The 18,860-nt window shown below is 41.0% G+C and carries 17 protein-coding genes and 1 pseudogene; 2 read left to right on the forward strand and 16 right to left on the reverse strand.

The features are described from left to right. Positions 1–136: 136 nt before the first annotated feature. The 5 genes from ABFG93_RS05390 to ABFG93_RS05410 all read right to left on the reverse strand — a co-directional run bounded on the left by ABFG93_RS05390 (position 137) and on the right by ABFG93_RS05410 (position 5,228). Complete coding sequence (locus ABFG93_RS05390) at positions 137–733, reverse strand: flavin reductase family protein (protein ID WP_347551278.1); 597 nt, start codon at positions 731–733, stop codon at positions 137–139. 19 nt (positions 734–752) lie between these two features. Continuing rightward, positions 753–2,018 carry an MFS transporter gene (locus ABFG93_RS05395; protein ID WP_347551280.1) on the reverse strand — a complete coding sequence of 422 codons (1,266 nt, stop codon included), beginning with the start codon at positions 2,016–2,018 and terminating at the stop codon, positions 753–755. A 102-nt stretch (positions 2,019–2,120) separates the two neighbouring features. Next, positions 2,121–3,626, reverse strand: coding sequence for a sodium:solute symporter family protein (locus ABFG93_RS05400; protein ID WP_347551282.1), 1,506 nt, complete (start codon positions 3,624–3,626; stop codon positions 2,121–2,123). After that, positions 3,623–3,877, reverse strand: a complete 255-nt coding sequence (locus ABFG93_RS05405) for a hypothetical protein (protein WP_347551284.1) — start codon at positions 3,875–3,877, stop codon at positions 3,623–3,625. Before ABFG93_RS05405 ends, ABFG93_RS05400 begins: the two co-directional genes overlap by 4 nt. Positions 3,878–4,019: 142 nt before the next feature. Then, positions 4,020–5,228: a CaiB/BaiF CoA transferase family protein gene (locus tag ABFG93_RS05410; protein WP_347551286.1), complete on the reverse strand. Its 1,209-nt coding sequence runs from the start codon at positions 5,226–5,228 to the stop codon at positions 4,020–4,022. Positions 5,229–5,452: 224 nt separating this feature from the next. On the opposite strand from ABFG93_RS05410, the gene ABFG93_RS05415 reads away from it, so the two are divergent. Together ABFG93_RS05415 and ABFG93_RS05420 are read left to right on the forward strand one after the other, a co-directional pair. Further along, the gene (locus ABFG93_RS05415) at positions 5,453–6,124 is read left to right on the forward strand and encodes a GntR family transcriptional regulator (RefSeq protein WP_347551288.1); all 672 of its coding nucleotides are present in this window, start codon (positions 5,453–5,455) and stop codon (positions 6,122–6,124) included. Beyond that, the gene (locus ABFG93_RS05420; RefSeq protein WP_347551290.1) at positions 6,121–7,005 is read left to right on the forward strand and encodes a hydroxymethylglutaryl-CoA lyase; all 885 of its coding nucleotides are present in this window, start codon (positions 6,121–6,123) and stop codon (positions 7,003–7,005) included. Before ABFG93_RS05415 ends, ABFG93_RS05420 begins: the two co-directional genes overlap by 4 nt. Positions 7,006–7,062: 57 nt before the next feature. Here ABFG93_RS05420 and ABFG93_RS05425 read toward each other — a convergent pair. From ABFG93_RS05425 to larB, 11 genes and pseudogenes are all read right to left on the reverse strand, one after another. Further along, a pseudogene (locus tag ABFG93_RS05425) lies at positions 7,063–7,691 on the reverse strand (sulfite exporter TauE/SafE family protein). Between the two features lie 120 nt (positions 7,692–7,811). Then, complete coding sequence (locus ABFG93_RS05430) at positions 7,812–9,062, reverse strand: lactate racemase domain-containing protein (protein ID WP_347551292.1); 1,251 nt, start codon at positions 9,060–9,062, stop codon at positions 7,812–7,814. Between the two features lie 362 nt (positions 9,063–9,424). After that, positions 9,425–10,423, reverse strand: a complete 999-nt coding sequence (pdxA, locus tag ABFG93_RS05435; RefSeq protein WP_347551293.1) for a 4-hydroxythreonine-4-phosphate dehydrogenase PdxA — start codon at positions 10,421–10,423, stop codon at positions 9,425–9,427. Positions 10,424–10,447: 24 nt separating this feature from the next. After that, the gene (locus ABFG93_RS05440) at positions 10,448–11,725 is read right to left on the reverse strand and encodes a TRAP transporter large permease (protein ID WP_347551294.1); all 1,278 of its coding nucleotides are present in this window, start codon (positions 11,723–11,725) and stop codon (positions 10,448–10,450) included. Continuing rightward, positions 11,722–12,213, reverse strand: a complete 492-nt coding sequence (locus ABFG93_RS05445) for a TRAP transporter small permease (RefSeq protein ID WP_347551296.1) — start codon at positions 12,211–12,213, stop codon at positions 11,722–11,724. Before ABFG93_RS05445 ends, ABFG93_RS05440 begins: the two co-directional genes overlap by 4 nt. Positions 12,214–12,283: 70 nt before the next feature. After that, the gene (locus ABFG93_RS05450; RefSeq protein WP_347551298.1) at positions 12,284–13,315 is read right to left on the reverse strand and encodes a TRAP transporter substrate-binding protein; all 1,032 of its coding nucleotides are present in this window, start codon (positions 13,313–13,315) and stop codon (positions 12,284–12,286) included. Positions 13,316–13,335: 20 nt separating this feature from the next. Further along, positions 13,336–14,655, reverse strand: a complete 1,320-nt coding sequence (locus tag ABFG93_RS05455; protein WP_347551300.1) for a four-carbon acid sugar kinase family protein — start codon at positions 14,653–14,655, stop codon at positions 13,336–13,338. Positions 14,656–15,016: 361 nt separating this feature from the next. After that, positions 15,017–16,789, reverse strand: a complete 1,773-nt coding sequence (locus ABFG93_RS05460; protein WP_347551302.1) for a sigma-54-dependent Fis family transcriptional regulator — start codon at positions 16,787–16,789, stop codon at positions 15,017–15,019. A gap of 38 nt (positions 16,790–16,827) precedes the next feature. After that, the gene (larC, locus tag ABFG93_RS05465; protein WP_347551304.1) at positions 16,828–17,304 is read right to left on the reverse strand and encodes a nickel insertion protein; all 477 of its coding nucleotides are present in this window, start codon (positions 17,302–17,304) and stop codon (positions 16,828–16,830) included. Between the two features lie 14 nt (positions 17,305–17,318). After that, positions 17,319–18,062 (reverse strand): nickel pincer cofactor biosynthesis protein LarC, encoded by a 744-nt coding sequence (gene larC / locus ABFG93_RS05470; protein WP_347551306.1) that lies wholly within the window; start codon positions 18,060–18,062, stop codon positions 17,319–17,321. 12 nt (positions 18,063–18,074) lie between these two features. Further along, positions 18,075–18,842, reverse strand: coding sequence for a nickel pincer cofactor biosynthesis protein LarB (gene larB / locus ABFG93_RS05475; RefSeq protein ID WP_347551308.1), 768 nt, complete (start codon positions 18,840–18,842; stop codon positions 18,075–18,077). Between the last annotated feature and the right edge of the window lie 18 nt (positions 18,843–18,860).

Below are 18,860 nucleotides of genomic sequence, written 5' to 3' on the forward strand. Positions count from 1 at the left end.
TAAGAGAAGAAAACGACTTCAATCCTCATTCCTCTTCCACCCAGAACAATTCATCCAGCGTTTTTCTAAGCGCCTAGCTGCAACTGCAGGGTAGGGTTATATTTCCTGAGTTCTGACCTTCCTCTGATCTGAACAGTTATCTCGGCAATGTAAAGAACTCATTATTTTCACTGTAGTTTCCAGCAAGTCTCCCTAATGGTGAGAGTTTCTCGAGGTTTACTTTGTAGTTACCTAAATAGCAGTCGTCTTTAATATGGTAATGGATCATTTCACCAAGGATCAGGTGGTCGGATCCAAGAGGGATGATTTGGTGAAGCTTGCATTCCAGGTGAATAGATGCTTCCTCTACTCTTTTAGGTTTAACGGCTACACTATCAGCAGGAGTCAATCCCGTCTTTTCGAATTCATTGACATCGGAAGGTAAGTTCTCAGAACTCTTTTGCATTTCGTTTCCTAACGATCTCGAAACAATATTAATGACAAACTCTTTTTGCGACCGGATGTTGACCAGTGTATCTTTTTCAGTTCCGAGCCGTTCTCCCACTCCTGGACCTATTGAGATAGCAAGAATTGGCGGCTGCCTTGACGCAACTGTAAAAAAACTAAATGGAGCCAGATTAAGTTTTCCATGTTCCGAAAGGGTTGACACCCACGCGATAGGTCTTGGAACAACGGAACCGGTCAGTAATTTATAAACTTCTTTCGTACTTAGTTCTGCCGGGTTGAATTCCATTTTTTCGATCTCCTTTAAACTATATTTTTCTTTCACTCTGACCTATTTTACGAGATTCTAAAGTGAGAAGCGTTAAAAGTACCAACACTCCCCCCATGATGACAGTAATAGATAGCCAACCTGCTGTATAGTTTCCGGTATAGTCTACCATTAAACCGAAAGTCGGAGGAACAAATATCACGCCCATTGACCCTAATGTAATGCTGAAGCCACTTGATAAACCTGTTTGCTCTTTTGGTACTAACTCTGATGCGATATTCATCCAAATCCCATTAAAACCTGATACACAAAATCCAAACACAATAATAATAGGAATTAATGCAGAAAAGGGTGTGCCAGATGGCAGAAGTGCGACGATCGTACTCATAACAGCTGTTAAACTGGCTATGATAAATAGAATGATCAATCTTCTACCTTTAAACAGGCGATCACTAATGACACCCCAACCTATTCTTCCTAATGAGCCACTCACTTCTGAAATGACTAGTAAAATACCAGATAAAAACAGGCTAACCCCCATCTTTTGATATGCAAATAAGACAATATAAGTATTTAAACACATTTGTGATCCATTTAACCCCATTGCACTTAAACTAACAAGCAGTAATGGTTTATTTTTCAGCATTTTCGATAATGAGGTTCGAAAGAATAAAAAGTTGCTCTTTTCTCTGGATTTTAGACTCCCAACCGGATCGCTATAGAACAGATAAGCAAAAAATCCAGTTATAATTAAAGACACGCAGGCTATTAATAGAACCGGTCTCCAACCAAATGTTACAGATAGCGGTAGTAATAGAAAACCAGCCAGGGCAGAACCAAAGGTGATCCCCATCTGCTTGATTCCCATCGCCGTTCCTCGCCGGGTCTGTGAGAACCAGTATATGATTCCTCGGTTGGACGTAGGGTGCATGGCGCCATAGCCTAATCCTCCAATGAGTACTAACACCAAAACGAAATAGAAATTAGAAAGAAAAGTCATCATCAGAAAACTCACACCCAGGCAAAGGGACAGTATTAGAAGTAAAGGTTTAGAGCCAATGAAATCTGCTGTAAATCCGACTGGGATGGAGGCAATGGCCTGGCCAATGAACAGCGCAGATGGCAATAAACCGATTTCAGCTTTTGAAAGGGAAAGGTCCTCTCCAATTAAGATACCAAGAGGACCAAGGCTCCTTCCTACGAAAGCTACCATTAACTGAGCAATCAAGAGCCACATTAGCATCCGCCATGGATTAATTAAACCACTATGTTCTGCTTTTGCTTCTACTATATTCACATTGATCATCTCTTTTTTTAATAAGGTAGGTATTCCATTCGTAGAAAAAACCCACCTTTTAATTTACATGCTAATATTGCTGCCAAATGGCTCAAAGACCTTATTACCTGATTAAGCTTCTATTTTCATCGAAATCATTTTATCTGCCTGTACTTCTTGCTTAGAAGTTACCGGTATAGCAATGGATCCAATGATTGCAACTGCAAAGTTTACAATCAATCCAATGATTCCTCCATGAATTCCAATAATCGTTTTATAGCCAGTTATGGTCATCATCCCTGCAATAATTGCACCTATCAACATGCCCCAGAAAACAGGTTTCGAGGAAAGCTTTTTCCAATACAAGCCTAATATAAAGGCAGGGAATACTTGAACCAACAACTCAAATTTCAATACAAAAATCTGATAAAGTGTTCCCGGTGGATTCCATGCAACCCAAAGTAATAGAATAACTGCCAATACGCCGACAACTTTCCCTACGATAACCTTGCGATGTTCAGATGCTTTAGGATTAATAAAGTTTCCATAGATATCATTTGAGATAATCGATGAGAAACTGAGAAGAACAGAATCCGCTGTGGAGATGATGGCTGCTACAATACCACCGAAAAATAAAATCATGACCCAATAATAGAACGAGTTAATCGAAGCAATTTCGTTTGCCATTAATCCGACTAATTGCTCAGATCCTGCTTCATCTAATCCTGGAAACATTGAAATACCAACAATCCCTATGACAAAGACGAGTCCTGTTGTAATTGGCGGCATCCATGCCATTCTTGCAAAAGACTTTTTCAACGTTTTCTCACTTTGAGCTGAATAAATCCTTTGAATTGCATGAGGGTAAATGGCTGCTCCACACCCTACAAGTATTAAAATACTGAACCAATTAATCGAGCCTTCCATTGTCGGTAGTCCTACTTTTGCTGGTTCTGAATCCATGATAAACGTTGTAACGTTGGTAAGGTTACCCCCAACCAAATAAAGAGCGCCACCAAGGAAAACAAAGATCCCAACCATCAATACCAAGCCCTGCATGACGTCGGTAAAGGCCACGGCTTTCATTCCACCCATCCATTCATAGGTCAACATGACGATAACGAATGCAATTACCGCCAATTGATAGGGAATCGTTCCTCCAGTCATACCTGAAACAGCCTGACCAATGGCAACAAGCTGTTCTAACAAATAATTCCCAAGGCCCCATAACATGAGAAAAACGCCCAGTAACGTCACAGATTTCGATTTGAATCGATAGCTCAACCAATCAGAGGGTGTAATGAATTTTTCTCGCTTTGAGATGACATATAATCTAGGGGCAAACAATAAGTAAACACCAATGATGATCGTCATAAAGGAAATCGACTGTAGCCAGGTAAAACCTGACCGGTAAGCAGCAGGTGCGTAACCGACAATTGTGTTCCCACTATATTGAGTCGCATATAACGTGAAGAAGAGAGCAACGAACCCCAAGTTCTTACCAGCTAAATAATACCCTGACATAGTGTGATGGAGATTTTTCTCGCCTCTTCCCGATAGAAAACCAATCAACAGCATGACGAATGCATAGAACGCTAGAATAAGAACACCATCTAAACCAGCGAAAGTTAGATTCACTTTGCACTCTCCTTTCTTTTCTCAGACTCTTCAATCTCCTCCACTACGTTCCATTCATGCATACACAACCAACTTAAATACCCTGATAAGACTAATGAGAAAATCAACGATATAAACGCCCAAAAAGGGAAACCAAAAATAATTGGATGGACTGCTTTACCTGGGAAATACCAGGGAACGATCGCTAGCATCAGTAACACTAATAAGACCCAGATCCATTTCTTCTTAATTGGCTCTTTTATTTTCCCCACCTAATTTGCCTCCTTTAAATTACTTCACTCTTTTAAGGGTGTATATCAAAGATTGGTGACTACTCTAGGCCACCATCACTGTATGCGCTTACATTTACCAGTATAGTTATAAGACCCAGGACTCCCCACGGCTTCACACCATTCAAATAATATTACTTTCTCTCCATTCTTCTAACTCTTCTTCGCTATAGCCAAGTAATTGAGTGTAAACTTCTTCGTTGTGCTTTCCTACCTTTTCTGGTCCAGGATGCTTCACTTTTCCCGGTGTACGGCTTAATTTCGGAACAATCCCCGGCATTGGAAATTCCCCAAGCTCCGGATGTTCAACTGATAGAATCATGTCTCGTTCTTGATAATGCGGATCTTCAACAATATCTTTAGCTGAATAAATCAAACCGGATGGTACTCCCTTTTCTTCTAACTTTTCAAGAGCTTCCTTAGCTGGAAGTGATTTTGTCCATTCTTCGATCAATAGATCAAGAACTTTCATATTCTTGCCCCGTGCTTCATGTGTAGCAAACCGGTCATCATCAGCAAGTTCCACTTGATCCATTGCTTCACAAAGTCTTCTGAAGACACCGTCTGCGTTAGCACCAATTACGATATACGTTTCATCTTGTGTATAGTAAATATTTGAAGGTGCTACTCCCGGAAGAATATTCCCCATCCTCTCACGAACATAGCCTGCAAGGAGATAGTCAGGGATCAAACTTTCCATTACTGAAAAAACAGATTCATATAATGCGGTATCAACCACTTGCCCCTTACCAGATTGCTCTCTTTCATGTAGCGCAACCAAACAACCAATTGTTGCAAAAAGGGCTGCCAGTGTATCTCCTATTGATATACCGATTCGAGTCGGGGCACGATCTTGATACCCTGTAACATGGCGTAATCCACCCATCGCTTCCCCAACACTTCCAAAACCAGCACGATGTTTATAAGGACCTGTCTGACCAAACCCGGATGTTCGCATCATAATGATTTTTGGATTGATCTCAGATAGTTCCTCATAAGATAAATTCCACTTCTCCATCGTTCCTGGTCGAAAATTCTCAATGATTATGTCTGCTTCTTTCACCATTTCTTTTAATAACGCCTGTCCCTTTTCTTCTCGAAGGTTAAGAGTAATTGATTTCTTATTTCTTGATTGGATCGGCCACCATAGACCTGTTCCTTCCTTCGACTTTCCCCAATTCCTCATCGGATCCATTTTATCTGGCGGTTCAATTTTAATGACTTCCGCCCCAAAATCAGCAAACAATCTTCCAGAAAAAGGACCTGCTAATAGCGTACCTAATTCTAAAACACGAATTCCTTCCAACGGTAATCGTTCTTTTTCTTTCGTCATATGCTTCCTCCTCAAACTCTCAAATCGAAAAATTCTGAATCTTGCGTATAAGACTACCAGAATTGTATACAGAAAAGCAACCGTTTATTTGAAAATGGTGTTTTTTAGGTAAAATGAGCTATTTTCATGGTTATTTATTGAATAAATCAATGCTTTTCGAGTCAATTTTTAGAATAAATTGAAAATGGTTTTTTGTTTGTATACAATAGAGTTGAGGTGTTGATATGGATGCATACAATTATATAAAAGAGGCAATCGTTCTTGGTAAATTTGAACCGGGGATGAGGTTGACTGAAGAATATCTTGCGAAAGAATTACAGCTGAGCCGCACGCCCATACGTGAAGCCATTAAGCAACTAGAATCAGATGGACTTATTGTTTCTTTGAAACGCGGGGTCAGTGTCAGACATTTTACGAAAGAGGATATTCGGCAAATCTATGACCTCAGAACACTCCTCGAGGGTTACGCCGCTTCACAAGCAGCCATTCACCGGACAGCTGAAGATATCGTTAAAATGACAGAAGCAAATGAATCATACGAGCAGGCCATTGCTCGTTATACGGAATCTGATATCCAGAGCGTCAAAGACATCGTTGAAGTAAATCATAAATTTCATGAAGCCGTTGTCATCTCATCAAGAAACCAACATATTCATTTTCACATTTCTAGAGTTGTGGTTGTCCCACTTATCTTCCGCTCATTTTACTGGTATGATCTCACACAGTTAGAACGTTCACTTGATGTACATCGGATCATTTTAAAAGCAATCAAAAATCAAGATTCTGAGCGTGCTCGAATCGCCATGCACGAGCATATCTACCAGGGCCGTGACCATGTGATGAGTCACTTAGAGGATTTGAAGAATCATCATTTATTAAAGGAGGAAATTCATTGATTGAAATCTGCGAAGTCGGCCCAAGAGACGGGATTCAGAATGAAGATAAATTTGTCTCAACGGAAACTAAAGTTGAACTGATCCATAAATTAATTCAGTCTGGAATCCGATACATTGAAGCTGTTTCTTTCGTCAATCCAAAAATTGTTCCTCAAATGGCCGATGCTGAAGAAGTGTTGAGAAAAGTACCGATGCGAAGCGATGTTAAATATGCTGGACTTGTACTAAGTCGATCTGGATTAACGAGAGCGTTACAAACAGATGTTGATTATTTACATGTTGTCACCGCAACGAGTGACTCTTTTAATTTAAAAAATGCCAAAAGGACAGTTGATCAAGCAACAGTGGAACTTACGAAGGTTGTGGAGGAAGGTATATCCGCCAACAAAGGAGTCCTTGGAGTACTTGGGACTGCTTTTGGTTGTCCTTTTGAAGGAGAAGTACCACAGGAGCGTGTCTTGAAAGTAGCCGAGAAGTTCTTAAAAGCTGGCTGCAATAGTCTTACACTTGCAGATACAACAGGGATGGCCAATCCCAATCAAGTCGAACAAGTTGTTTCTGCCTTTAAAAAAGCCTTTGGCCAAGATCTCGATTTAGGCTTACACTTCCATAATACACGTGGATTAGGGTTAGCTAATTCACTTGCTGGTTATCATGCTGGTGTCACTCGATTCGATTCTTCTATCGCCGGCTTAGGTGGCTGCCCGTTCGCTCCAAAAGCAGTTGGAAACGTGTGTACAGAAGATCTAGTCAATATGTTTCAAGGCATGAAGATAGATACAAATACAAACCTTGATCAATTGGTAGAAACAGCACAATGGATGGAGCTTCAAATAGGCAGGACACTGGATGGAATGCTAATGAAAGCAGGAACAGCATAGAGAGAGATGGGGGTCAGACACGTGTCTGACCCCCATCCCTCGACCCCCCTCCCTCCATCACCAAACGTTGTACATATAGTAAACACCAAACAACATGCTAACAATCCCAGTAAAGCGGGTAAGGTTATAATGAATACTCGCTTTCTTTTTGCTTAGCACAAATGGAAGCCCAATGATTGTCGTAAAGCATAGCATACCGATCACTGTCCCCAATCCAAACACTACCATATAAAGTGCACCTTCCCAGATCGTATGAACCGTGGACATTGTTAATAGAACCATTGCAGCACTACCTGCTAGACCGTGAATACTTCCTATGATCGCGGATTTATAAAATGGAAAGTGCTTCTGACCTTTTGAATAAACATGATGTTCAGAATGCTTTTTAAATACCATGACACTTTTAAATTTAAACCCAAGATAAACTAGCATGATTCCAACTATAAACTCCATCCATAATGACCACGCTTCTGGAATGTCGCCTTTCATTATAATGATCACCATCCCAACGATAAAGAGCGTAATCGTGTGGCCAATTCCCCAAAAGACTCCAGCTAAAGATGAGCGCCACCATTTCTTCGTATCACTTGCAATCATGATACCGCGATAACATGATCAGGTTCGATTGAATGCTTAATGCCTAGAAGAAGCCCCACTAACAAAACTGAGGTTAAACTGCTAATCATCTCTCCACTCCTTTCTCTATTTAAGCAACCAGTTTACAACTGAAAAAAAGGTAGCTCCTCGCTGTTGTTTTACAGCAAGTCTACCTCTCATCTAGAAGTTCGTTCATGCTAAACTCGTCTTTACTTCTTTAGAAAATAACCATTTTCATCAAACTTCATTTCAGTAGGTTCCTCGATCACTTCAATATTGGCTTGATCTTTTAATTCATGATAAATGACTTCTGATACATACATCTCACCAATATGGAGTGTATTAGGAATACGGACGATTCTCGTATCCTCATCATCAACACCCCAAGTAGCTCTTAGCGCTGCTAGTAACGCTTCTCTGTCATTATCAAGGACAATTGGAATTTTGGCGCGATCCAGGAATGTACTCGTGATGACATTTTCATTCATTTTTTTCAGATCAATTTTCTCAAATAACCTCTTCGTAGTCAGATCTGCAAGTCCAATTCCAAGCGCATTCCCATGACTTGCTTCACTTAAGTTAGAAGCAATTAAGTACTTGATACTAGGGTTTTGAGGTTCTTCAACACCAAGAACACGAATGCGACCAATAATGTTCGTATCCATTCCAGTTCCACTGTAATTCTTCCCAATTTCATCTACAACTAAGATATCGATTTCATTAATGGGTAAGCTCGGCATTAAATCGAATGCCTTTCGTAGAAGTTCTCTCTCCCTCTCCTCGATCTGTTCAGGTTCAATCACTTCAATAATGGCTGTTTCTTCAAGAGCATTTTCAACCACTGCAATTCCATACAGTGTGTTGGAGTTGGCAATAGCCACTTTACCCACCTCAGGCATCATATCCCGAATTCCTTTAATGCCATACGTATGAAGGGCGAGCGCCTGTTTATGTTTCCCCATCCCTATAGATGCCATTTTTAAAACGCCACTCTCAATATCTTTCTTGAAATCAGTATGCGGCTTGACTCGATTCATCACAATAATGCCATCTGCATGATAAGCATGCTTATCGATATAAACTGGGATACCAGCCGAAGTTTGTCCAATTTCCTCAACATCCATTGACGAACGAATGTCACAACCCGTTGTTTCTTCAGTTACATCCAAGCCTTCAAGCACTTCAATTTGCCCTTCAGCTGTCGCACCACCGTGACTACCCATTGCCGGAATGATAAACGGTGTCGCCCCACGTTTTTTAACTTCATCCGCTATTCCTTTTACAATTAATGCAATATTAGCGATACCTCGGCTACCCACTGTAATCGCAATTTCCATACCTGGCTTTATTTTTTGATTCGCTTCAATTGCTTGAAACTGCTTTTCGATCACTTTCGAAACATCCGTCATACTTTCCACTTCGAATTTTTGTTTGATTTTCGCAACCTTTGGAAACGCCATCCTTACCACCCCTTTTAAAGATAACTAACTATGTAGCTTATAGTTATACCCATTGATTATCATGCACACTCTGTATCCTTACCACTATGTTGACATTAACTATTCTACTATAAAGTGAAACTTCCATCAGAGGGGGTTTTGCTTCATCCCCCTCTGATGGTTAGTTGAACCAATCGGACCTTTAGGGGCAGTTGACCCCCACCTAAACGTCTCGATTGATTTACATTTTGAGGTGGGGGTTTTACTGCCCCTTAAGGCTGGGATAAAAAGGATAGCAAGAGACAAAGCTGTCTCTTGCCATCTGACTTTATAATCAGTAGTTTAGGTAAAATGTTCACGAATCATGCTACGAAAGCAAACAACTAAACTACTTTCGTTGGTGCTAATTCATATGCCATACGAATCGCTTCTTTTAAAGACTTCTCATCTGCAATGTTTTTCCCTGCGATGTCGAAGGCCGTGCCGTGGTCAACGCTTGTACGGATTGTTGGAAGACCAACCGTAATATTCACACCCGACTCAAGTCCTAACACTTTGATTGGCCCATGACCTTGATCATGATATTGTGCGACGACGATATCAAAGTCCCCACGCTTCGCTCTGAAAAACAAGGTATCAGCTGGAAGTGGTCCTACAACATCAATTCCTTCTTCCTGTGCTTTTTCAACAGCAGGAATGATTTTCTCCTCTTCTTCACCATTTCCGAACAACCCGTTTTCACCTGCATGTGGGTTAATTCCGCACACTGCAATTTTCGGATTATTAATTCCAGCTTTACGTAACGTGTCATGCGCAAGTTTAATAACTGTATATTGACGATCCACATTAATCTTATTAACAGCGTCGATCAAGCCGATATGCGTTGTAACATGGATCACTCGTAAACCTGGGGCAGACAACATCATTGCAAAGTCCTTCGTATTCGTAAGTTCTGCTAGAATTTCTGTATGACCAGGATAAATATGACCCGCTTTATGCAGCGCTTCTTTATTTAGTGGTGCAGTACAGATGCCTTGAATTTCCTTATCATTGGCATACGAAATCGCCTTCTCTAAGTAGTAGAATGCCGCATTCCCAGCTTCTGCAGATACTTCACCCCATGCTAATCCGTCAGAAACAAGGCCCATATCCACAACATCAATTGTTCCATATTCAAACTTCGCTTCTTCAGGTTTCGTAATGCTTCTTAAGCTGAGATCAACCTTCGTAACATCAATCGCTCTTTCTAACATGTTAAGATCACCAATAACAAATAACGAACAGTTTTCATAGATCGCTTCATCTTTAAAAGATTTCACAATAATTTCTGGTCCTACGCCTGATGGATCGCCCATCGTAATCGCAATAATTGGTTTAGCCATACGACATTTCCTCCCTTATAATCACTATTTCTTTAACATATCGACTAAGAATAGTGAGATCTCTGGTATATAACTAATGATTAACACATCAGCGATTAAGATAATTAAAAACGGAATGACCGCTTTTGATAGCGTTTCTAATCTGATCTTGGATATTTGCATCGCCACAAATAGGTTTACACCCAGTGGAGGCGTAACCATACCAATGGCAAGGTTAACCACCATGATAATACCGAAATGAACCGGGTCAACTCCGAGTTGAATTGCGATCGGCGCTAATATAGGTGCTAGTATAATGACGGATGCAGATGTTTCAAAGAACATTCCAACGATCAGTAGAAAGACGTTTACAATTAATAGAAAGACTAATGGATTATCGGAAAAACTCATAAATGACTGAGCCACCGTTTGTGGAATGCGTTCTTTCGTCAACAGCCAGCCTAAAAGACCTGCCGTACCAATAATCAACATAATGATCGCTGTCGTAAGTCCTGATTTTACAAACACAGGAATAAGATCTTTCAATTTAATTTCTTTATAAACAAAGACGCCAATGATGAGTGCGTACGCTACTGCAACTACTGCAGCTTCGGTAGGCGTAAAGATACCACCATAAATACCACCTAGAATAATCGTTGGCATTAACAATGCAAAAATGGCGTTCTTAAATGCATCAATTCGCTCCTGCCATGTAAAATGTTCAGTTCCCTTGTAGCCGCGCCTCTTTGAAATGATAAACGCAGTTAAGATTAATGAAAGCCCGATTAATAGACCAGGTATAATTCCAGCGATAAAGAGATCCCCGATCGATACACCAACAACAACTCCGTAAAGAATCATTGGGATACTCGGAGGAATAATAACACCAAGCGCACCTGAGACAGATTGTACAGCTGCAGCGAAGTTTACATCATAATGTCTTGCTACCATTGCTGGAATCATAATTGATCCAATCGCCGCCACTGTTGCTGGACTTGAACCAGAGATTGCCGCAAAGAACATGGAAGTAATAACCGTTACACCCGCTAAGCCACCTGTCATAGAACCAGCAAGAGTATTTGCAAAATGAACCAGTCGTTTCGAAATCCCACCAGTCTCCATTAAGGCACCAGCTAGAATAAAGAATGGAATGGCCATTAATGGGAATGAATCAAGCGATGTAAAGATTCGTTGCACAATAACCAACATTGGCAAATCACTAGTCAACCAGATAGCGATTGCTGAAGCTAAACCGATAGCAAGGGCAATTGGAACTGTGAACAGAAACAAGATTAACATTGAGATTAATAATACCGTTGTCATTGTTCATTGCCCCCCTTTAGCTTCAAAATAACTTCCATAATAACCGCCACACAATTAATGATCATTAAGATGGAACCAACTGGTATGGCTGAATAGGCCCAGGCCATGGAAATATTCATCGCTGGTGACGTTTGACCTATGATATTACCCACGAGCACAAACCCGTAATTGACTAGAACAGCTAGAAAAGCAATACAAATGAGATAAACAACAACATTTAGGATTGCCTTCGCTCGATCGGACATTAATTCTTTAATCGCATCAACAGAAATTAATTCACGCTTTCTGATTGCGAGAGCGGATCCAATAAAGACACTCCACACCATAATATATCTCGCTAATTCTTCTGACCATCTGAGAGAATCTTTCAGGATGAATCTCGAGAACACCTGGTAGAAAATAACGGCTGACATCACCATGATAAGAAGAGCCAATACTACTCCAAGCACTTTATTAAATCGATCAATGGTCTTAATGATGGTATTCATGTGTAACCTCCCCCATACAACAATATGATGGGGGAAGGTTATCCCCACATCATAAGTCTACTACCTACTTTTATTTAGCTGCATCCTGGATCTGTTTAATTAAATCTGCGCCGACTTGATCAGAATACTGATCATAAACGGATTTTGTTGCTTCCTGGAATGCCTTTTTGTCGACATCTTCAACAATTTGCATACCCTGTTCTTTCAAGTCTGCAATCATTTCTTCTTCCATTTCAGCTACAATCTCACGTTCGTACTCAGCACCCTCAACAGCTGCTTCTTGAAGGGCTTTTTGTTGATCTTCTGTAAGGCCATCAAATACTTGCGAGCTAACTAACAATGCCGCTGGAGAATAGAAATGCCCAGTAAGTGTCAAGTAGTCTTGAACTTCGTAGAAACGAGAAGTTGAGATAATCGGAACAGGATTCTCTTGTCCATCAACTACCCCTTGCTGCAATGCAGTGAACAATTCAGTAAATGACATTGGAGTCGGGTCTGCACCTAGTGCTTTAAATGAATCCATGTGGACATTATTTTCCATTGTACGGATTTTCAAGCCATTCAAATCTTCAGGCTTTTCAATTGGAAGCTTGCTGTTGGTAATGTGACGGAAACCATTTTCCCACCATGCAAGACCCTTCAAGCTCTGATCTTCAAGGCCTGCTAACAAGTCCTGACCGACTTCACCATCTAACACTTTATAAGCATGTTCACGATTTTCGAAAAGAAACGGAAGGTCGACAACGTTAATTTCTGGTGCAAAACCGCCTAGTGGACCTGTAGAGGTTAGAACCATATCAAGTGAACCTACTTGAAGACTTTCAACCATGTCTCGTTCGCCACCTAATGAGCCGTTCGGGAAGATTTCAATCGCAAGCTCACCTTCTGATTTCTCATCAACCAGTTCTGCAAAATGTTCCAGACCTTTGTAGTAATGAGAATCTTCCGCAAGCGTGATTCCAACTTGTAACGTTTTCGCTTCGCCTGAAGCTGCTTCCCCTTCATTTGATGCTTCTTGATCAGCACCACCGCATGCAACAAGTACACTTAGACTTAGTGCTGTAGCAGCACCCAATATCTTTTTAGATAAGCTCTTCATCATTTTTCCTCCAATATGTTTTATTATTTTATCTTTACATAAGATTCTTGATTGACTTCTCTTAACGTTTGAAGCGCTTTCACAAGAGCCTGTTCACTACCGAATGCACCTGCTTTTGTAGCAAGGAGGAGACTGTCATACAAACCACCGAGAAGTTTCCCATAAGGAAGTCCGTCTTCCACTTCACCAATGATACGAATTCCCTTCCCATTTAATCCTTTGCAAGTTGCCCCGGCAATATCCCCGCCCGTTAAGACCGCACCCTGGATCCGTTTACTCTCAATTAAGCGACCAGCGATTGTTCCGAGCGCACTGGCAATGCGACTTCCAACATCCATGTTCGATAAACCGAGTGATTGTTGGATCTCTCTCACCTGTTTGATTGCATCAGCATCGCGATTCGTTGAGACGATCAAATCACCTTTGTCTAAGAATGCTTCCCCGAGTTTAACAGCCCGTTCAATTTCACCCTGTCGCTCCTCTTCACTTAAGAACTTATAAGGAGAAATCATTATTTCTTCAATGCTTGTCTTCTTCTTTAACTCTTCAACTTGTCTGTGGGTAATCCCACTAATGCTTCCAGCGACAATCAATAAAGGAAGCTGCTTATCCTCACAACTCTCTATTGAAAGCTCTCGATCATGAAACGAGTTACAAAGATGATAGGCGATCCCGGCCGACCCCACCCAGAGGATATTCTCCTTAAGTAGCTTCGTTGCTTCAACGATGATCTGTAATTCTTCATCAGTTTCGGCATCGACAACGACTATTTTGGATGGATTTTGAGGCGATAACGCTTTCATTCTTTCGGCTAGATGTTCTTTCCCTTTTCTAACATCTTGTATTGTAATGAGCTCCACGTTCCGTTTACTCTGTTCTTGTAAAAGCTCAGGCAAGTAACTTTTCTTGACTGGACAAGTAGGATCATTGGCGATCTCTGTCTGTTCTAGTGGTACACCATCAACATAATGGATGCCATTAATCGTGACGCGCCCACTCTTTGGAAAAGCTGGAACAACGAGTGCTGTATTAAATTCATACACATCCATTACAGCATCAATTTCAGTTCCGATATTTCCCCTCATTGTGGAATCTATTTTTTTCAATACAGATGAAACACCTAAATGGAGCAATTGCTTCGATAAATCAGCTACGATCGTATGGGCGTTCTCAGCCGGAAGTGCACGACTGTTCGAATTTAATACAATCACATCTCCAGTCATATTCGTTGGCTGCAAGATTGTATCAGGAAACAACACTGTTGTATCTAAGCCCTGTTTCGCAAATTGTACGCCTGTATCGTTTGCTCCAGTTAAGTCATCTGCGATAACTGCTAATTTCAAAACCATCCCTCCCCCCTTTCGAATGCTAGTTTCTGAGAAAAAGATTCCTCTTTACTTCTCATTTCCACTGACTGCTGACATTCCTTACTTTTCAGTAACTGCTTGGATTTTTCTAACCAGCTAAATTGACTAAACCAAACATGTTTGAATTTAGAACAATTTAAAACGCTTACATTTATTATAGTATATGATTACGTTGCATTTAACAATACTTATTTTGAAATTATCTAAAAATACCAGTTTTTTCCTTAAAAAGAAGCGCTTAATCTGAATGATTGTTGCATTTTAAAACACTTATCTGGTATTAACGCTGTTGATTCACTTCTATGCTTTATTACCAAACAAAAAAAGACACAAGCTTTTATTTAAGCTTGCGCCATAATGTTGAACGGTTGATGCCGAGGCGTTTCGCCGCCTTCGATTGATTCATCTCTTCCTCTTCCAGCACTTTTGTAATAACCTTTTTCTCAATATCTTTTAATGTGCCGCTTATTTTAATATGACTGTTCGCACCATCTTCAAATTTCGGTCGCTGTTTTAATAACTCAATCACTGATGACACTTCTTCTTTTTCTAAATAATAAGAGGTAGAATGTAACACAAGCTGTTCAATCACCTGCTTAAGCTGATCAACATTTCGAGGCCAATCATATTCAACAAGTTCCTGCATGGCATCGGGCCTTACACCAACAATTTGTTTCCCGTATTTGGAATGAAACTCCGAAATAAACACGGGGATTAGATTCTCAATATCCTGTACACGCTCTCTAAGTGGAGGGATGTAAATGATTAGGCGTGCTAATAGCGTAAATAGATCGTGATCGATTGTAGCATCATGATCATTGATATTGATTTCATCCTTTGACGAGACAATCCATCTCGGCATTCTGCCTGTTTCCGTATGAATATAATGATAGAACTCTTTCTGTGAATACGCATCTAACCGATCGATTCGTTTTAAATAAACGATTCCATTCGCGTGATTACTGAAGAAGTTCTCGTTGATTAACTCTGTTAGCTGTCCTTCTTTCAATAATTCGCAATGGATCGTAATAAAAGGCTCGTTTCGCTTACTTTTTAAATAGATTGACCTTGCCACAGCATCTTTACCATTCCCTGTTTCACCAATGATCCATAACGGCTCATCCATTTGACTATACTTATCAACCTGCTTCATGACATCTTGAATTTGCTTACTTTTTCCTGATAGAAGAACATGAGGAACGTCGGTTTGAACTTCAACAGCGTAACTCTTTCCGTCGACCGATTGTTCTTTTGTTTGATTAGGAAAAGCTTTATCGAAATACAAAATCACATGGTGATCGGTATAGCTCGTTGATAGATTCCACAGCTGATTATGTAGCGTAAGAATTTTCTTTTGCTTCGTTTGGGTCGCGGACGTTTTCTTGATGATTTCTTTGACTTCAGATGAGTTCTCTATCTTTTCATTGGAAAATTCAGTGTTGAAATGATGGTTTGCGCAGATGATCTTCCCATCTCGATCCATCACGCCAATGATCCTATCATCGGAGTCAATAATCGATTGATAGAGAGAAACTTCCTCATGCAATTTCGAGAATAGCCGGTAGACTCTCCTTGCTTCATCCAGCGATTCCATCACGGCTTCTTTCCCCGATGTGATCAGAACCCCATTCATCCCTAATTGTTTAGCCGCTTCAACTGTGACAACATCACCAATAACGACTTCATATCCCGCTTTCTTCAAGCTCTTCAGTCGCTCTTCGACTTCTACATCTTTCTGAATGGTCATCGTGTTAATATCTAAATCTAATAAATTACAGATCGTCGCAGCACCTTGAGAAATATTCGGAAAGCCAACAATCGCCGCTTTACCAGAAAATCCTTTTACTAGTGTTAGAAGGCGAAGGATATCATATCCCGACACTTGAATATCAATAACCGGAATCGAGACAACCTCCTGTACCAATGAGGCCGTTCCGCCCCGGCTAATGATCATATCGAAGCCATTTTTTTCAGAATTCCTGGCAATCTCCACACCTTCATACAAGTTACCCAGTTCTGTATGGATCTCGAAATCATCAACTTCCACAGCAATCTCTCTCATGATTTCAATTAACCCCTCATAGGGAGCAATCACCAATGCTTTAATCATATTCTGTTCACCTCCTACCCGTGTTAGATGAGGGTAACCTAGTCATTATCCCGTATCTTTTCCCAAACGACTCTGTAAACCTCTTTAATTGGAATCTGATGTTGCTCCGCAATTCTCCGACAATCCTCATATTCAGGTGCGTTCTCAACGACTTGTCCTTCATGTAACCCCTGCTTAATCGTGACCTCGCCCCATTCAGTGTTCACTTGATAGAACTTCCTTGCTAAGCGATGAACAGAAATCGGGTAATAGCGGATCCCAAGCGTCGTCGTTTCAGTGAACAGAATCGCTTTGATTTCATCTAATTTCGTATGATCACATAAGAGTTGAAGCATTACGCCAGGACGATTTTTCTTCATATAAATGGGTGTATAGAAAACATCATTGGCTCCACTAGCGAATAACTTTTCCATCACATACCCAAGCCATTCTCCAGGCATATCATCAAGGTTAACTTCAACCTTAATCATCTCACCATCAATATGTTCTTCACCATGTGAAAACTTCTGTGACATACAACCGCCCGCCTTTACAGTTCTTCTCTTCCGAGTACCGCTCGAAGCACATTAGGATGATCCGGGAAATCCTTTGTTCCAGCGCCATATCCAATCGACTCCACAGTAAACGAAGGCATTGGTCCAAAGTCATTTACAAGCGCAGCAAGTATTCCCCCACCAGTCGGCGTTGTTAATTCACCTTTAATATCCGTTTGCTGAATCGGAATCCCCTTTAACAATTCTAACGTTGCAGGTGCAGGCACCGGATACAGACCATGAGCGATTCGAATTCGCCCATTTCCAACAGGAACAGGTGAAGAGATCACTTTAGAAATATCCAATGAATCGAGCAGAATACTCGCACCAACAATATCAACGATCGAATCAACCGCGCCAACTTCATGGAAATGAACCTTCTCAAACGGCATGTTATGTATTTTCGCTTCCGCTCTCCCAATCTTCTCAAAAATTGAAAGCGCCATCGCTGTGACATTTTCATTAAATTCAGCTCGATTGATCATCGCCACAATGTCCGAATAATGACGGTGATGATGATGGTGATGTCCTCCTTCATCCTCGGTTAGGATCACATCAAACTTCGTAGCAGATACGCCCTTTTTCACTACTTTATTGAACTCTAGCTTGTATTCAGAATCGATCTCTAGTTTAGCCATTTCTTTAACAAGAAGCGTCGGATCTGCACCAAGATCAATGAGCGCACCGATTGTCATATCCCCGCTAATCCCAGAAAAACAATCAAGGTATAATGTTTTCATGAAGTCCACCCTCTAGTCTAGTATCGTATTACGATGATTTTTATGAATTAATGTTGCATAGTACCCAGCGCCAAAGCCATTGTCGATGTTCATCACACTAATTCCCGGTGAACAGGCGTTAAGCATTGATAGCAACGACGAAAGCCCCTGAAAATTCGCACCATACCCAATACTTGTCGGCACCGCAACAATCGGATTACTAATCAATCCCCCAACAACACTTGTAAGGGCGCCTTCCATTCCAGCAACCGTAATCGCTACCGTAGCATTCTCGATATCTTCAAGGTGATGAAAGAGACGGTGAATACCGGCCACCCCGACATCATACATGCGTTTAACAGAAGCCCCAAAAGCTTCTGCAGTCACCGCAGCTTCCTCTGCAACCGGAAGGTCGGACGTACCTGCGCACAGCACAGCGATATAGCCGTTATATAGAAGCGCTGGTTCATCAGGATGCCTCCAGAATAACGTACGAGCTGATTCATTGTAGTCAAGATCAGGTACTGACGCCATCACTTTAGCAGCTTTTTCTTCTGAAATTCTCGTTGCAAGCACACGGTTTGTATTTCTTTTCAAAGACTGAATGATATCAATCATTTGTGCTACGGTCTTTCCCTCACCATACACCACTTCCGGGAAACCAGTCCGGTCTTCCCTTTGGTGGTCTACTTTCGCAAAACCAATATCTTCGAAGGAGGAAAGAAGGGTTTTCGCTTCATCTACACCTAAGCTTCCCTCTTTCACTCGCTTTAGAACGTCATCTAAGTTTGTTGTTCCCATACAGTAACACCTCTTTCA

Source organism: Pseudalkalibacillus hwajinpoensis (assembly GCF_039851965.1).
Lineage (GTDB): Bacteria > Bacillota > Bacilli > Bacillales > Guptibacillaceae > Guptibacillus > Guptibacillus hwajinpoensis_E.

Bases quoted from the DNA above. Each gene is read 5' to 3' on its own strand.
- ABFG93_RS05450 (WP_347551298.1), bottom strand. From the start codon at position 13,315: ATGATGAAGAGCTTATCTAAAAAGATATTGGGTGCTGCTACAGCACTA.
- ABFG93_RS05430 (WP_347551292.1), bottom strand. From the start codon at position 9,062: ATGGCGTTTCCAAAGGTTGCGAAAATCAAACAAAAATTCGAAGTGGAA.
- pdxA (WP_347551293.1), bottom strand. From the start codon at position 10,423: ATGGCTAAACCAATTATTGCGATTACGATGGGCGATCCATCAGGCGTA.
- ABFG93_RS05440 (WP_347551294.1), bottom strand. From the start codon at position 11,725: ATGACAACGGTATTATTAATCTCAATGTTAATCTTGTTTCTGTTCACA.
- larB (WP_347551308.1), bottom strand. From the start codon at position 18,842: ATGGGAACAACAAACTTAGATGACGTTCTAAAGCGAGTGAAAGAGGGA.
- ABFG93_RS05395 (WP_347551280.1), bottom strand. From the start codon at position 2,018: ATGATCAATGTGAATATAGTAGAAGCAAAAGCAGAACATAGTGGTTTA.
- ABFG93_RS05390 (WP_347551278.1), bottom strand. From the start codon at position 733: ATGGAATTCAACCCGGCAGAACTAAGTACGAAAGAAGTTTATAAATTA.
- ABFG93_RS05460 (WP_347551302.1), bottom strand. From the start codon at position 16,789: ATGATTAAAGCATTGGTGATTGCTCCCTATGAGGGGTTAATTGAAATC.
- larC (WP_347551304.1), bottom strand. From the start codon at position 17,304: ATGTCACAGAAGTTTTCACATGGTGAAGAACATATTGATGGTGAGATG.
- ABFG93_RS05445 (WP_347551296.1), bottom strand. From the start codon at position 12,213: ATGAATACCATCATTAAGACCATTGATCGATTTAATAAAGTGCTTGGA.
- ABFG93_RS05415 (WP_347551288.1), top strand. From the start codon at position 5,453: ATGGATGCATACAATTATATAAAAGAGGCAATCGTTCTTGGTAAATTT.
- ABFG93_RS05410 (WP_347551286.1), bottom strand. From the start codon at position 5,228: ATGACGAAAGAAAAAGAACGATTACCGTTGGAAGGAATTCGTGTTTTA.
- larC (WP_347551306.1), bottom strand. From the start codon at position 18,062: ATGAAAACATTATACCTTGATTGTTTTTCTGGGATTAGCGGGGATATG.